At 40.2% G+C, this 14,488-nt stretch carries 16 protein-coding genes; 15 read left to right on the top strand and 1 reads right to left on the bottom strand.

The annotated features are described in order from the left end of the window. Window positions 1-34: 34 nt before the first annotated feature. From SKC36_RS04945 to SKC36_RS04880, 14 genes are all read left to right on the top strand, one after another. Window positions 35-1,036: an FAD:protein FMN transferase gene (locus SKC36_RS04945; RefSeq protein ID WP_459454293.1), complete on the top strand. Its 1,002-nt coding sequence runs from the start codon at window positions 35-37 to the stop codon at window positions 1,034-1,036. A gap of 13 nt (window positions 1,037-1,049) precedes the next feature. After that, on the top strand, window positions 1,050-2,012 hold the full coding sequence (locus SKC36_RS04940) for a formylglycine-generating enzyme family protein (RefSeq protein ID WP_459454294.1): 963 nt from the start codon (window positions 1,050-1,052) through the stop codon (window positions 2,010-2,012). A 25-nt stretch (window positions 2,013-2,037) separates the two neighbouring features. Beyond that, window positions 2,038-3,387, top strand: coding sequence for a Gfo/Idh/MocA family protein (locus tag SKC36_RS04935; protein WP_459465008.1), 1,350 nt, complete (start codon window positions 2,038-2,040; stop codon window positions 3,385-3,387). Window positions 3,388-3,452: 65 nt separating this feature from the next. Continuing rightward, on the top strand, window positions 3,453-3,821 hold the full coding sequence (locus tag SKC36_RS04930) for an NADH-quinone oxidoreductase subunit A (RefSeq protein WP_459454296.1): 369 nt from the start codon (window positions 3,453-3,455) through the stop codon (window positions 3,819-3,821). Window positions 3,822-3,870: 49 nt separating this feature from the next. Continuing rightward, on the top strand, window positions 3,871-4,419 hold the full coding sequence (locus tag SKC36_RS04925) for an NADH-quinone oxidoreductase subunit B (RefSeq protein ID WP_129026350.1): 549 nt from the start codon (window positions 3,871-3,873) through the stop codon (window positions 4,417-4,419). 11 nt (window positions 4,420-4,430) lie between these two features. Continuing rightward, complete coding sequence (locus SKC36_RS04920) at window positions 4,431-4,940, top strand: NADH-quinone oxidoreductase subunit C (protein ID WP_459465007.1); 510 nt, start codon at window positions 4,431-4,433, stop codon at window positions 4,938-4,940. A gap of 21 nt (window positions 4,941-4,961) precedes the next feature. Further along, window positions 4,962-6,197, top strand: coding sequence for an NADH-quinone oxidoreductase subunit D (locus SKC36_RS04915; RefSeq protein ID WP_166232623.1), 1,236 nt, complete (start codon window positions 4,962-4,964; stop codon window positions 6,195-6,197). Between the two features lie 3 nt (window positions 6,198-6,200). Then, the gene (locus tag SKC36_RS04910; RefSeq protein ID WP_459465005.1) at window positions 6,201-6,695 is read left to right on the top strand and encodes an NADH-quinone oxidoreductase subunit NuoE family protein; all 495 of its coding nucleotides are present in this window, start codon (window positions 6,201-6,203) and stop codon (window positions 6,693-6,695) included. A 6-nt stretch (window positions 6,696-6,701) separates the two neighbouring features. After that, window positions 6,702-8,042 carry an NADH-quinone oxidoreductase subunit NuoF gene (gene nuoF, locus SKC36_RS04905; RefSeq protein ID WP_459465003.1) on the top strand — a complete coding sequence of 447 codons (1,341 nt, stop codon included), beginning with the start codon at window positions 6,702-6,704 and terminating at the stop codon, window positions 8,040-8,042. Further along, entirely contained in the window at window positions 8,042-9,205 is a 1,164-nt protein-coding gene (locus SKC36_RS04900; RefSeq protein WP_459454299.1) for a glycosyltransferase family 4 protein, read from the top strand. Before nuoF ends, SKC36_RS04900 begins: the two co-directional genes overlap by 1 nt. Before the next feature lie 40 nt (window positions 9,206-9,245). Beyond that, complete coding sequence (locus tag SKC36_RS04895) at window positions 9,246-10,277, top strand: NADH-quinone oxidoreductase subunit G (RefSeq protein WP_459454300.1); 1,032 nt, start codon at window positions 9,246-9,248, stop codon at window positions 10,275-10,277. A gap of 2 nt (window positions 10,278-10,279) precedes the next feature. Further along, on the top strand, window positions 10,280-11,404 hold the full coding sequence (gene nuoH, locus SKC36_RS04890; protein ID WP_459454301.1) for an NADH-quinone oxidoreductase subunit NuoH: 1,125 nt from the start codon (window positions 10,280-10,282) through the stop codon (window positions 11,402-11,404). 4 nt (window positions 11,405-11,408) lie between these two features. Next, window positions 11,409-11,927 (top strand): NuoI/complex I 23 kDa subunit family protein, encoded by a 519-nt coding sequence (locus SKC36_RS04885; protein ID WP_459454302.1) that lies wholly within the window; start codon window positions 11,409-11,411, stop codon window positions 11,925-11,927. 8 nt (window positions 11,928-11,935) lie between these two features. Beyond that, on the top strand, window positions 11,936-12,451 hold the full coding sequence (locus tag SKC36_RS04880; protein WP_459454303.1) for an NADH-quinone oxidoreductase subunit J family protein: 516 nt from the start codon (window positions 11,936-11,938) through the stop codon (window positions 12,449-12,451). A 65-nt stretch (window positions 12,452-12,516) separates the two neighbouring features. Here the strand turns inward: SKC36_RS04880 and SKC36_RS04875 are convergent, their stop codons facing one another. Then, window positions 12,517-13,191, bottom strand: a complete 675-nt coding sequence (locus SKC36_RS04875) for a hypothetical protein (RefSeq protein ID WP_459454304.1) — start codon at window positions 13,189-13,191, stop codon at window positions 12,517-12,519. 232 nt (window positions 13,192-13,423) lie between these two features. On the opposite strand from SKC36_RS04875, the gene SKC36_RS04870 reads away from it, so the two are divergent. Then, entirely contained in the window at window positions 13,424-14,485 is a 1,062-nt protein-coding gene (locus SKC36_RS04870; protein WP_459454305.1) for a sensor histidine kinase, read from the top strand. The last annotated feature ends 3 nt before the right edge of the window (window positions 14,486-14,488 follow it).

The raw sequence follows: 14,488 nt of genomic DNA, 5'->3' as shown, positions 1-14,488 counted from the left end.
ACAAAGTTACAATTTTTTTTGTAATATTTGACAGATGAATAAAAAATCCCTGCTAGTCGCTGCCTTACTGATGTTGAGCGGCTTTTTGACGCAAGCTCAATGGACCAAATATCGATTTGAAACAGCCAGAATGGGCTCTCCATTTCGAATCATTGTCTCTACTCAAGATTCGACAGGATTGTCTCAAACCATTAAAAATGCCCAAGCCTTAGCAGCGAATTTGGAATCGCAATTAAGTGATTATCAGCTTAATTCTGATGTTAGTCAGGTGAACCAAAAAGCTGGAACCGAGCAATTTTTCCCAATTAAGGAACCATTTAAAGCTATCTTGAAGGAATCGATGTTGGCATATGAGCAGAGTGGCGGAAACCTGAATATTTTTATTGGGAAATTAGTTGCTGCGTGGAGAATAGCAAGAAAGACGCATGTTTTACCAGCGGAAGATGTATTACAATTTGGACTAAAGGCCACGGAAATAGCTTGTTTAGAATTTAATGCGGATAGTAGTGCTATTCGATTAACTAATTCAGCTTGTCAAATAGACTTGGGTTCTATTGGGAAAGGTTTTGTAGCCCAACGAGTTTTGGATTTTTTAAGGAAATCAGGGTATCCTTATGCCTTAGTAGATGCAGGAGGGAAAATTTGCGCCAGCCAAGTAAATCCCAACGGAGATGCATGGAAAGTCGGTCTAGAATTGCCCAATTCAAAAAAAGTAGCAGTTGATTTTATTGAAATTAAAAACCAATCGATAGCAAGTTCAGGTAAAACCTATCAGCAAGTTGAAATTGCTGGAAAAAATTATTCTCATGTCATTAATCCCAAGACAGGCCTAGGATTGGAGCATGCTCGATCGGCTACTGCCATAGCACCTGATGGAGCAAGGGCAGATTGGATAGCCACAGCTGCTACGATGATGGAATTGGACAAGATCAAAGAATTACTAAAAAGCATTCCCAAGGTACAGGTGCTTGTATGGGAATACCAAAATGGGGAATTGGAAATATTATTGAATCATGGTATCTTGAAAGTCGATTAGAATTAATTAAAGAATGAATAGAAAATTACGTGTATTAGTACTGGCCTTGAGTGTAGGGATAAGTCAGCTTGGAATGGGGCAGCAATTAAAATCATACCGACAAACCATTCCTAATTCTACGGTAGCATTTGATATGCAGGCCATTCCTGCGGGTAATTTGTTATTGGGAAGTCCGAATACTGAGGCGGGGAGAAATGCAGATGAGGGTCCTCAACAAAAATTGACCATGGAGGCATTTTGGATGGGGAAAACCGAAGTGACCTATGACGAGTATCAATTGTTTTTTGAAGAAGATCGTGATCCTGCTCCCAAACCAGCTAAAGAAGGACCCGATGCTATTTCTCGTCCTAGTCCACCCTACATTGATTTTACCCTTGGAATGGGAAAAGTAGGGGGCTACCCAGCCAATTCCATGCAGCATTTTGCTGCGCTGATGTATTGTAAGTGGTTATATGCCAAAACCCAGATATTTTACCGATTACCTACCGAGGCCGAATGGGAATATGCGTGTCGGGCTGGTGGTAAAGGAGCTTATTCTTCCTTATCAGCCAATGAGAAATTAGAAGATTACGCTTGGATAGCTAGTAATTCAGGGGATAAATATCATTTGGTTGGTCAGAAAAAGCCTAATGCTTGGGGATTATATGATATGCTAGGAAATGTACATGAATGGGTATTGGATCATTATGAGCCAACTTACTCAGCTAATAAAAAGGCACATCAAGCGATTTTTAAAGATAAATATGCGGATGCCATTGTCCGTGGAGGTAGTTTCCGGGATGAGGCCAACATGGCTCGAAGTGCCAGCCGATTAGCCGCTGATCCAGTTTGGAACCGAAGAGATCCTCAGGAGCCTAAAAGTAAATGGTGGAATGCAGACGCTCCTTTTGTAGGATTTCGTATTATGCGACCTGCCAAACAACCAAGTCCGGAGGAAGTTCGGGCATTTTTTGATCAATATTTAAAAGATTTTTAACCTTCAAAATAGATACCTAAATAACATGAAAAATTCACGTAGAGAATTCATCGTGCAGTCGAGCCTGGGAGCCGGAGCAATGCTAGCAGCTCCACTAGTCACACAGGCCAGTCCAGGAGTAAGTTTTAGCCAAAGTTTGGTGGGAGATACCTTGAAAGTAGCCTTGATTGGTTGCGGTGGTAGAGGAACAGGAGCCATCATTCAGGCTTTAAGTACGAAAGAAAATATTCAATTGGTGGCTATGGCTGATGCCTTTAAAGATCGATTGGAAGATTGCTACAAGAGCGTCATGAATTCTCGTGCCAAAGATAAATCGGCTCAAGCAGTACCGGTGAATCAGAAAGTCAATGTGCCTGAGGACCATAAATTCGTAGGTTTTGATGCTTATAAGCAAGCCATGGCCTTGGCTGATGTGGTGATTTTGACAACTCCTCCAGGATTTCGTCCCTATCATTTTGAAGAGGCGGTACGTTTAGGAAAGCAAATTTTCATGGAAAAACCGGTGGCAACTGATCCAGCGGGTATACAACGTGTTTTGGCAGCGGCTAAAATAGCCAAAGAAAAGAAATTGAATGTGGTGGTGGGATTGCAGCGTCACTACCAAAATTCTTACCGTGATTTGATGAAGCGTGTGCAAGATGGCCAGATTGGTGATATTGTATCGGCATCTTGTTGGTGGAATAACGATGGCGTATGGGTAAAACCACGCAAGGAGGGGCAATCGGAAATGGAATACCAAATGAGAAACTGGTATTATTTCAACTGGATTTGCGGGGATCATATTACAGAACAACACATTCATAATATTGACGTGATCAACTGGGCGAAAAACGGATATCCAGTTAGAGCCAGAGGTACAGGAGGTAGAGAAGTAAGAAAAGGGAAGGATTATGGTGAAATTTTTGATCACCATATTGTAGAATTTGAATATGCAGATGGTACTATCCTAAATAGTCAATGTCGGCATATTCCTGGAACCTGGACAAAGGTAGATGAGCATTTAATTGGTACTAAAGGAAAGGTGTTATTTGATTCAGCCAAAATGTTGGATTTGAAAGGAAATGTGAGTTATGCTTTTGATAAAAAGACAAAAGAGAATAATCCATATCAAACCGAGCATGATGAGTTATGGGCCAGTGTAGCAGCGGGAGAGTACAAATTTGCTGATGCAGAAAATGGGGCATATTCTACCATGACATCCATCTTAGGAAGAATGGCTACCTATTCAGGACAGATCATTGAATGGGATAAAGCGATTAATTCAGGGATCAATATAGCACCAAGTCGATTTGCTTGGGATGCAGATATGCCATTGAAGCCAGATGCGAATGGATTGTACCCAGTAGCAGTGCCAGGAAAAACCAAGTATTTTTAATAAAATAATCTTCAAAATTAGATTTTAGTGAGTAAATTGCCGCTTCAAATTTAGCGAAGTACAAGATGAACTATCAACCTCAAGATTTTTTACCCATTTTCGTTCAATTAGGGGCGGCCTTGGCATTTATCGTTCTGGTCATGGTGTTAACCCATGCCCTAGGTCCTAAACGTCATTCGCAGAAAAAAGACGATTCTTTTGAGTGTGGAATTGAATCTATTGGAGATGCTCGTACGCCGATTTCGGTGAAGTATTTCTTGGTAGCGATATTATTCGTTTTGTTTGATTTGGAGATTGTATTTATGTACCCTTGGGCGGTTAACTTTAAGCAATTGGCATGGAACGGTTTTTATGAAATGATCGTATTCATGGGCTTGTTATTAGCTGGATTTATCTACGTAATTAAAAAAGGTATTTTAACCTGGGAAAAATAAACAATTAGCTTTTTGCTGGGTTTATTTTTAATAGAAAAGAAGATTATATATGAGTGATGCAAAAATTAATATCGTAGAAGCGCCGGCAGGTTTAGAGGGTCAAGGATTTTTTGCTACCAGTTTAGATTCATTAGTAGGGATGGCTAGAGCAAATTCGCTCTGGCCATTGCCTTTTGCTACATCTTGCTGCGGTATTGAGTTCATGTCTACTATGGCCTCTCATTATGACATTGGCCGATTTGGTGCAGAGCGTTTGAGTTTTTCTGCTCGCCAAGCGGACGTGTTGATGGTAATGGGGACGATAGCCAAGAAAATGGCACCGGTTGTTAAGCAAGTGTATTTGCAGATGGCTGAACCTCGTTGGGTTTTATCCGTAGGTGCATGCGCTTGTTCTGGAGGTATTTTTGATACTTATTCTGTATTGCAGGGTATTGATCGGGTTATCCCAGTGGATGTATACGTGCCAGGTTGCCCTCCTCGTCCAGAGCAGATTTTGGATGGCTTTATGCAAATCCAAGAACTAGCAAAAAATGAATCTATTCGTCGTAGAAACCAACCCGAGTATAAGGCTTTGTTGGAATCTTATGGTATTGAATAAGTAAATCGAGCATGGAAAACGTGAGTAATCAACAAATTATAGATGCCTTACAAGGGCAATTCGGCGAAGAGGCTATTTATGGAATCGCTGAATCCCATGGGATCTTACAAATAACCACTGAAGTAGAACACATCGTTCCGATGCTTCATTTTCTGTACCAACATCCGGTATTGAAATTTCAATTTTTAACTGATTTAGCAGGGATACATTTTCCTGAGGCTAAAGGGCAAGAGTTGGGGGTTATATACCATTTGCACAGTTTAGAAAATAATGTGCGATTGTGGATCAAAATTTATGTACCGATTGAAAAGCCTGAGGTTCCTACGGTGACTGGTTTGTTTGCCACCGCCAACTGGATGGAGCGTGAAGCTTTCGATTTTTACGGTATCATTTTTGAAGGTCACCCGAATTTGATTCGTATTTTGAACGTTGAGGACATGGATTACCATCCAATGCGTAAGGAATATCCTTTAGAGGACGCCACCCGTCACGATAAAATAGATGAATTATTTGGTAGATAAACTACCTTCAACGAGCGAAACATGTCTGAAGTAGCATTAGTAAATAACCCCAACGTAGGTCTAGATAAGACGCCGAAAAGCGGCCCTTATGTGAACGAGTTGACTACCCTAAATTTAGGTCCTACCCACCCAGCCACCCATGGTATTTTTCAAAATATCTTGACCATGGATGGAGAAACGATTGTGGATGCAGAGCAAACCGTGGGATATATCCACCGTGCATTTGAAAAAATTGCGGAGCGTCGTCCATTCTATCAAATTACCACATTAACTGACCGCATGAATTATTGTTCAGCTCCTATTAATAATATGGGTTGGCACATGACGGTAGAAAAATTATTGGGAATAGAAGTTCCAAAACGTGCACAATATATCCGAGTTATCATGATGGAATTGGCTCGTTTGGCAGATCATATTATTTGTAACTCCATTTTGGCGGTTGATACCGGAGCCCTTACCGGCTTCCTGTATGTTTACCAATGGAGGGAGTTTATCTATGAAATTTACGAGGAGCTTTGCGGAGCTCGTTTAACGACCAACATGGGTCGTTTTGGTGGCATGGAAAGGGATTTAAGCCCGGTTGCCATAGAGAAAATTAAGAAATTATTGGCCGAGTTACCTGCTGCTTTGAAGGAATTTGAAAGCATGGTGGTACGTAACCGAATTTTCATGGATCGTACACAGAATGTGGGCGCCATTTCGGCTGAACGTGCTTTAAACTACGGTTTTACTGGTCCTAATTTACGTGCTGCTGGAGTAGATTATGATGTGCGTTCCTTGAATCCATACTCATCGTATGAAGATTTTGATTTTGAAATTCCAGTAGGTACCAAAGGAGATACCTATGACCGTTTCTTGGTGCGTGAAGAGGAAATGTGGCAGAGTTTACGCATCATTCAACAGGCCATGGATAACTTGCCAGAAGGACCATACCATGCAGATGCCCCACATTATTACTTACCTCCTAAGCAAGAGGTTTACCGAAACATGGAGGCCTTAATTTACCATTTCAAAATTGTAATGGGAGAAATAGACGCTCCAGTGGGTGAAGTATATCATTCGGTAGAAGGGGGTAATGGAGAGTTAGGATTTTATTTGGTTTCGGATGGTGGACGTACACCTTATCGTTTGAAATTCCGTAGACCAGGATATATATATTATCAAGCATTCCCAGAAATGATCAAAGGTTCGACTTTATCGGATGCCATTGTAACAATGTCATCGATGAATGTGATTGCAGGTGAGTTAGATACATAATACATGGAAGGTAAGAATAACATCGTTTTCCCAGCAGAAACGCTGGAATTAGTGAAGAAAATCATTGCTCGTTACCCTGAGGGGAAACAGAAGTCGGCACTTTTGCCCATTTTACATTTGGCTCAAGCCGAATGGAAATGGTGCAGTCCAGAGGTGATGGATTATGTAGCTTCTTTATTGTCTATTAAGGCGGTGGAGGTGTATGAAGTGGCTAGTTTTTATACCATGTTCCATTTGGAACCGGTGGGAGAACATGTCATTGAGTACTGTCGAACCGGTCCTTGTTGCTTGATGGGAGGAGTTGAGGTGTATGACCATTTGAAAAAGCGCTTAGGAGTTGAGACTGGAGGAACGTCAGCAGATGGTAAATTCACCGTCAAAGAAGTAGAATGTTTAGCTGCATGTGGATGGGGACCTGTATTTCAGATTCGTGAGAAGTTTTACATGCACTTGACGAAGGAGAAGGTAGATCAAATCATTGATGAATTAGGAAAATAAGCGAGGATGAAGATATTAACCGAACATATTGAGGTACCTAGAATTGAGACGATTGACGTATATCGTAAGCATGGTGGGTACCAAGCGGTAGAAAAAGCGTTAAAAAAAATGACTCCTGATGAAGTAACCGAAGAGGTGAAGAAATCAGGGTTGCGTGGTCGTGGTGGTGCAGGATTCCCAGTTGGGATGAAGTGGTCATTTTTGGCAAAACCAGAAGGAGTACCCCGTTATTTAGTTTGTAATGCAGATGAGTCTGAGCCTGGTACTTTCAAAGACCACTATTTGATGTGGAAATCTCCTCATACCTTAATTGAGGGTATGATTGTTTCCAGTTTTGCCTTAGGAGCCAATACATCTTACATCTACGTTCGTGGAGAGTTGATGTATGTGATTCATATTTTAGAAAAAGCCATCCAAGAAGCCTATGATAAGGGTTTGTTGGGTAAAAATATACTAGGTTCTGGCTATGATTTGGACTTATATGTTCAGTCGGGCGGCGGTGCTTATATCTGCGGAGAAGAAACAGCTTTGTTGGAATCTTTGGAAGGTAAACGTGGTAACCCACGTAATAAGCCACCATTCCCAGCCGTAAAAGGTCTTTGGCAATGTCCGACAGTAGTCAATAATGTGGAGTCTATCGCTGCTACTTCATGGATTGTGAATAATGGTGGTGATGCGTATGCGCAGATTGGAATAGGAAGAAGTACAGGTACTAAATTAATTTCTGCATCAGGGCATATTCGTAAGCCAGGTGTGTACGAAATTCCATTGGGGATAACGGTAGAGGATTTTATCTACTCAGATGAATGGTGTGGTGGTATACGGGAAGGGCATAAATTAAAGGCTGTAGTAGCTGGTGGTTCATCTGTACCTATTTTACCTGCAGAAATGATCTTAACGACGGCATCAGGTGAGAAAAGATTGATGACTTATGAGTCTTTGTCTGACGGAGGTTTTGCTACAGGTACGATGTTAGGTTCAGGAGGATTTATTGTGATGGATGAGACAACATGTATCGTACATAATACCTTAACTTTTGCTCGTTTTTATCACCATGAATCTTGTGGTCAGTGTTCTCCTTGCCGAGAAGGTACTGGCTGGATGGATAAGGTTATCAAGCGTATTGAATTAGGCCATGGCCGAAAAGAAGATATTGATTTGTTAGTGGATGTGGCTAAGAAAATCGAAGGAAATACGATTTGTCCATTAGGTGATGCGGCCGCATGGCCTGTAGCTGCGGCAATTCGTCATTTTAGAGATGAATTTGAATGGCATATTGAACATCCTGAATTAGCGACTCAACCTGGTGCGGTTTACATGCGTCCGGGTGCCAGCTGGTCTAATTAATGATGGGAGCCAAAATTCTTTTTGTAGGGCATGATGCTAACCGTGCAGGAGCACAACTCGTATTATTGCATTGGTTGAAAGAAAATGCGGCAAAGGGTCAAAAAGGATATTTGTTATTAGAGAAAGGCGGAGATTTATTAGCCACTTACCGTAAATATGCGGAAGTTTGGATTTGGAGGAGAGAGCATAACAAGGCCAGAAATATATTTAAAAAAATACCTTTTCTCAAAAGAGAGGAAAGTTCACCAGATCGGGAACCTAATAAAGCAGAAATTCAAAAGATGTTGGGCGAATTTCGTCAACAAAAATTTGATTTAATTCTAGGAAATACGGTAGCATCTTTATCCTTGATGCAGCAGCTGACTTCCTTGAAAATTGCTTTTGGTGCTTATGTGCATGAATTGAAGTTTTCTTGCGAGACTTATGCTTCGGAAAAGGACATGCAGTTTTTAGCGCAAAAAGTAAAGCATGTTTTTGCGGTTTCAGAACAAGTGAGAATATTATTGAAGGAGAAATATGGTATTCCCCAAGAAAAATTGGCTTTACTTCCACCCGTTGCCGAGTTGGCTAAAACCAAATCTGGAACGTCTGAGCAAGTAAGAGAACAATTGAATATCCCAGCAACAAGTCCATTGGTCTTGGGTTGTGGATTAGCTGAATGGAGGAAAGGAACAGATGTTTTTATTCGCGTAGCTAGACAGGTGATTCGATTAAAACCGGAAGTTCATTTCGTTTGGTTAGGCATGGGTGATAACCTCTATTCTGCGGAGCTCATAGAAGAGAAAGAAAAATGGGATGTAGGCGCACAAGTGCATTTAATCCCTGCCAGAGCAGATACTAAAGCCTATTTTGAGGCCATGGACCTGTTTTTCTTGTCGTCTAGAGAGGACCCTTTTCCACTGGTAATGCTAGAAGCAGGCTATCAAGCCAAGCCATTGGTCGGGTTTAAGGAAAGTGGCGGAATTGCTGATTTCACCCAGGGGATAGAGGGATTATTAGTAGATTATATGGATGAAGGGCAAATGACGAATTTAATTATTCGTTGGTTAGAGGCTCCCAATTCTGAAAAAGTACTTTTAGGTGAAGAATTAAAAGCTAGATCCACCCAATATACCGTGAAAGCGTTTATGGAACGATGGGCTGCATTAGAAAAAGATCTTTAATTGAACATTGATCAAGGGCTTAAACCCTTAAAAATAGAAAATGAAAGTAACAATTGATAACATCACATTAGAGGTAGAACCAGGTACTACCATCATGCAGGCGGCAAGGATGATTGGTCCAGAGATTGCGCCTCCTGCTATGTGTTACTATGAACCTTTGAAAGGTACGGGAGGTAAATGTCGGGGTTGCTTGGTTAAAGTTACTGCCGGTTCAGAAAAAGATCCTCGTCCTATGCCAAAATTGGTACCCTCTTGCATCACTACGGTACAAGATGGTATGATTGTAGAAAATACCATCAATGAGCAGGTATTAGAAACAAGAAAAGGTATTGTAGAGTTTTTGTTGTTAAACCATCCTTTAGATTGCCCTGTTTGTGATCAAGCTGGAGAATGTCATTTACAAGACTTCTCCTTTGAGCATGGAGTTTCTTCTACTCGTACGGTTGAGGAAAGAAATACGTTTGAGCCTGTTGATTTAGGTCCTTACATCAAGCTTAACATGAATCGTTGTATTCTATGTTACCGTTGCGTATATGCCGCAGATCAGCTGACTGAGGGTCGTGTTCATGGAGTGATGCACCGTGGTGATCATGCGGAGATTAGTACCTACATAGAAAAGGCCATTGACAATGATTTTTCTGGAAACGTGATTGACGTGTGTCCTGTTGGAGCATTAACCGATAAAACATACCGTTTCAAAAGTCGTGTTTGGTTCTCTAAGCCTGAAGATGCACATTGTGATTGCGACAAATGCTCGGGCAATGTGACCTTATGGTATCGTGGAGATGAAGTTATTCGTGTGACAGGACGTAAGAATGAGTGGGGTGAGGTGAAAGAATTTATTTGTAATACTTGTCGTTTTGAACGTAAGAAAACTTCGGATTGGGTAATTGAGGGGCCAACCAAAATAGCTCGGCATTCAGTAATTTCAGCGAATAAATACGGAGCTAATTTGATTAAACCATCCTTCCCAATCAAACAAGCGGCCTTGGCTTATAAGCCAATTGACGATGATCGAGATCGTAGTTTTTTACCTGCTAAAAAGAGTCTTCCTAGTTCAGAAAAGAAATAATCATGGAATTAATTAATACCGTTTTTATCGCAAAAGCCATCATCGTAGGAATCGTATTCGCGATTACTCTAGGGGTTGCTGCTTATTCAACTTATTTTGAACGGAAGATTGCTGCGTTCATGCAGGACCGAATTGGTCCAGACCGTGCTGGTCCATTTGGTATTTTACAGCCTTTGGCAGATGCGGTTAAAATGTTCATGAAAGAAGATTTTATCCCGGCTAATTCGAATAAATGGTTGTTTATCGCCGGACCATGTTTGTCCATGTTAACCGCTTTAATGACCTCAGCAGTAGTACCTTTTGGAGATACAGTAACCATTGGTGGAGCTACTTTTGATTTACAAGGTATAGATGTAAACATCGGTATTTTGTGGGTTTTTGGTATTGTTTCTCTTGGCGTTTATGGTATCATGATCGGTGGCTGGGCATCGAACAATAAATTTGCCTTGCTAGGGGCCATTCGTGCCGCCTCTCAGAACATATCTTATGAGTTAGCTATGGGTATGGCCATCATTACTATTTTGATGATTACCGGTTCATTATCTACGAAAGAGATTGTTGAAGTACAGCAAAATGGCCATTGGAACATTTTTTATCAACCTTTGGGTTTCATCATTTTTATCATTTGTGCTTTTGCCGAATGTAATCGTACCCCCTTTGATTTACCAGAATGTGAAACGGAATTAATTGGTGGATACCATACCGAGTATTCTTCGATGAAATTGGGATTCTATTTGTTTGCTGAATATATCAATATGTTTATCTCGGGTGCAGTAATGGCTACTTTATATTTTGGTGGTTATGATTACCCAGGGATTGATTTTGTGACGCAGCAATTTGGAAGCAATGTAGCTAGTTTTGTTGGTGTTGGTGCTTTGATTGGAAAGTCCTTAGGCTTCGTATTTGTTTTCATGTGGGTACGTTGGACCATCCCAAGATTCCGTTATGACCAATTAATGAATTTAGGTTGGACTGGCTTAATTCCATTAGCGATGTACAACGTGGTCGTGACTGGATTTGGAATTTTAGTGGGAAAACCATTCATGGTTTCCATCGCAGGTTTAGTGCTATTAATCGCGGCATTGTTCGTGTATGATCAATTATTAGTTAAGAAAAAAATAGCTTAGGTATATGAAATTAAGCAATAAAACCAAGGTCTTGGAGCAAGGGGAAATGACCCTAGCTGAGCGTATGTACTTACCTGCCATAGTAGGTGGTATGGCCACTACCTTAAAACACTTCTTTTCGAAGCCCGTTACCATACGTTATCCTGAGCAAAAGCGCTATTTGGGTCCTGTGTATCGTGGGCAACATATTTTGAAGCGTGACGAAGCTGGTGCAGAGCGTTGTACGGCTTGTGGCCTTTGTGCTGTGGCATGTCCAGCCGAAGCAATTTCTATGGTTGCCGAGGAAAGAAAAGCAGGTGAGGAGTCATTGTACCGTGAAGAGAAATATGCCAAAGTATATGAAATCAATATGCTTCGTTGTATTTTTTGCGGTTTATGCGAGGAGGCTTGTCCTAAGGAAGCTATTTTCTTACGCCATGATACCATGGTACCAGTATTCCACCAGCGCGATGAAGTGATTTGGGGTAAAGATAAATTAGTTGAAAAAATGGATCATCGCTATTTGCGCGATGGTTGGAAATAAATAGATGTATGGAGATTTCTAATATTTGGTACTTTTTATCGGCCTTGACCTTATTGAGCGCGTTGATGGTGATTTTGTCGAAGAATCCCATCCACAGTGTATTGTATTTGGTATTTACCTTCTTCTGTATTTCTGCACATTACGTGTTGTTAAATGCTCAATTTTTGATGGCTGTTAATATTATTGTTTATGCAGGAGCCATCATGGTATTATTCTTATTTGTTATCATGATGTTTGATTTAAAGAAGAATATTCCTGAGTCTAAAAGTTCGTTAACCAAATTAGCGGGTTCCGTAGTGGCAGGTACTTTATTGGTGATTCTAATAGCGATCATTCGTAAAAATAATATTCCTGGCCCGGTTTTGGAGAAGTTTAATTCTCAAACAGGTATGGTGGAGAATCTGGGTCAAGTACTTTATGGCGAGTTTTTACTACCCTTTGAATTAGTATCTATTCTATTCTTTGTGGCTATGGTAGGTGCTGTTTTATTAGGTAAAAGAGAGGCTGGAGAAAGGAATTTCTAAGGTACAGTTTTTATAAAATACAAAGGCGAACCATTTGGTTCGCCTTTTTTTATTCAGAGAGTAGATTATTTCTTTGGGCTAATTTTGTGGTTGAAAAAACCAACTTTAAGTCCTACCTGACCTGAAAATCCAGATAGCTCAGGTATCTCGTCATTTCCAATAGCTAAGCGATAATTAGCTCCAGCAAATAAACGAATGTATTTATGAACATTTAATTCGGCATTAATACCTGGCTGAAGGCCAAAGGCATTACGAGCATTTCTCCAATAAAAATTGTCAAATCGCCCGCCTGGACCCGGCATGCCTGTCATCATACTAGCATCTTGATAACGAATAACTCCTATCAACAATGGAAAACTTAGGTGAACTAATTTGTTGGCATTGGGTGTATATGCCAAGGAAAAAGCAGAGAAATTTTGTCTCAGATCATTGGAGTAAAACTCATTTCGGTGGCGCATGCTGCCTAAAAAGCTAGCACCAATTTCCCATTTATTATTTACATGCAAGGCTAGTGCACCACCTTGTTGTGGGCCCAATTGTCCAAACTGGACCAATGGAGAAAAGGATAAACCAATACTTTTGATTTTAGGAGAAGTACCTCCTTTAAACAAGGTTTTGGTTTCGGAATCTGTCTTGGCATCTTTTTTATCTTGAGCAGATAAGGTAGTTTGCGCCAATGCAACTTGTGACATGAACACGGATAAGCAGAATACTAAAGGGCGGATTGAATAAAGTTTCATATAGGGGGTGGTTTGAAATGATGGAACGAATGTAGAAAGCATTTTCGAAGTAAAATTTAATTTTCGATTAGCCTAGATGAAAGGAGGATATATACCCATATTTTGTCGATAAGCCTGCATAATTTCAATAGAAGTCAAAATTGTTTGTTTTGTCGATTGATTTCCCTTGATTGAAGAGTGGATTTCTAAATTGGTATAGAATAGCTAGCTTTGTGGGCAATAAAACAGGCTTATGTGGAAGGCTTTATTACAACCTAAATCTCAACGAACTTTTAAAATACTCTTCAACCTCATTTTATGGGGTTTGTGGATTGGGCTACCTCTATTAAGTCCTGTGCACCAGTCGCACTCGAACGACCACCCACATCCTCATCAAAACCCTGAGTTCACTGAGCATATTTGGTTGGAGATTTGCACGGTAGTCCCCATGTTTTACACCATTACCCTCATTTTAATCCCCATTGTGTTTAGGCAAGGAGGGGTATTGTCCTACATTGTTTCCGTTATTTTGCTCGTAATAAGCTTTTGGTTTATTCAGTATTTTGTCATGGCTTATATCCTTCCATTTGACGAAAGAACAATGGAGTGGCCGACCATCAAAGGCTTTTTCCCCTTAATTATGATAACGGGAATCGCGTCAACTTATGGTTTATTATTGGAATTTATCACCATAGAAGCTAGAAATGAAGAATCGAAAAATGAGCAAATGAAGTCGGAGTTATCCTTCCTTCGCTCCCAGATTTCTCCGCATTTTATCTTCAACGTATTGAATAGTATTGTGTATTTAATTCGTACCAAGGCCGATAAACAAGCGGAAGATGTTACTATTCGTTTATCCAATTTAATGCGCTATATGCTGTATGATTCGGATCAGTCCATGATACCTTTGACTAAGGAATTAGAGTATTTGAAGAATTACATTGATTTACAAAAAATGCGTTTTGATGATGATGTACGGATAGATTTTCAAATTACAGGTACAATAAAAAACTGCATTATTGAACCCATGTTACTGATTCCATTTGTTGAAAATGCTTTTAAACATGGAGTAGGCTTCGTGGTGGATCCCGTCATTAAAATTAGTTTTGGGATAGAGGATGGTATATTGAATTTTACCGTGGAAAATAAAAAAGGAGATCATGATCCTAGTGTCAAGGATGAAAGCTCTGGAATAGGTTTAAAAAATGTTATTCGTCGATTGGAATTACTCTATAAAAATCGACATGTATTGAATATAGAAGATTTGGAAAAAGACTTTAAAGTAGGACTACGATTAAAACTGCATAAATTATAGGTA

This window comes from Aquirufa sp. OSTEICH-129A (assembly GCF_054558355.1).
This window is presented reverse-complemented; position numbering and strand designations above follow the sequence as displayed.

Bases quoted from the DNA above. Each gene is read 5' to 3' on its own strand.
- nuoF (WP_459465003.1), top strand. From the start codon at position 6,702: ATGAAGATATTAACCGAACATATTGAGGTACCTAGAATTGAGACGATT.
- SKC36_RS04880 (WP_459454303.1), top strand. From the start codon at position 11,936: ATGGAGATTTCTAATATTTGGTACTTTTTATCGGCCTTGACCTTATTG.
- SKC36_RS04935 (WP_459465008.1), top strand. From the start codon at position 2,038: ATGAAAAATTCACGTAGAGAATTCATCGTGCAGTCGAGCCTGGGAGCC.
- SKC36_RS04940 (WP_459454294.1), top strand. From the start codon at position 1,050: ATGAATAGAAAATTACGTGTATTAGTACTGGCCTTGAGTGTAGGGATA.
- SKC36_RS04925 (WP_129026350.1), top strand. From the start codon at position 3,871: ATGAGTGATGCAAAAATTAATATCGTAGAAGCGCCGGCAGGTTTAGAG.
- nuoH (WP_459454301.1), top strand. From the start codon at position 10,280: ATGGAATTAATTAATACCGTTTTTATCGCAAAAGCCATCATCGTAGGA.
- SKC36_RS04945 (WP_459454293.1), top strand. From the start codon at position 35: ATGAATAAAAAATCCCTGCTAGTCGCTGCCTTACTGATGTTGAGCGGC.
- SKC36_RS04930 (WP_459454296.1), top strand. From the start codon at position 3,453: ATGAACTATCAACCTCAAGATTTTTTACCCATTTTCGTTCAATTAGGG.
- SKC36_RS04900 (WP_459454299.1), top strand. From the start codon at position 8,042: ATGATGGGAGCCAAAATTCTTTTTGTAGGGCATGATGCTAACCGTGCA.
- SKC36_RS04910 (WP_459465005.1), top strand. From the start codon at position 6,201: ATGGAAGGTAAGAATAACATCGTTTTCCCAGCAGAAACGCTGGAATTA.
- SKC36_RS04875 (WP_459454304.1), bottom strand. From the start codon at position 13,191: ATGAAACTTTATTCAATCCGCCCTTTAGTATTCTGCTTATCCGTGTTC.
- SKC36_RS04885 (WP_459454302.1), top strand. From the start codon at position 11,409: ATGAAATTAAGCAATAAAACCAAGGTCTTGGAGCAAGGGGAAATGACC.
- SKC36_RS04915 (WP_166232623.1), top strand. From the start codon at position 4,962: ATGTCTGAAGTAGCATTAGTAAATAACCCCAACGTAGGTCTAGATAAG.
- SKC36_RS04895 (WP_459454300.1), top strand. From the start codon at position 9,246: ATGAAAGTAACAATTGATAACATCACATTAGAGGTAGAACCAGGTACT.
- SKC36_RS04920 (WP_459465007.1), top strand. From the start codon at position 4,431: ATGGAAAACGTGAGTAATCAACAAATTATAGATGCCTTACAAGGGCAA.
- SKC36_RS04870 (WP_459454305.1), top strand. From the start codon at position 13,424: ATGTGGAAGGCTTTATTACAACCTAAATCTCAACGAACTTTTAAAATA.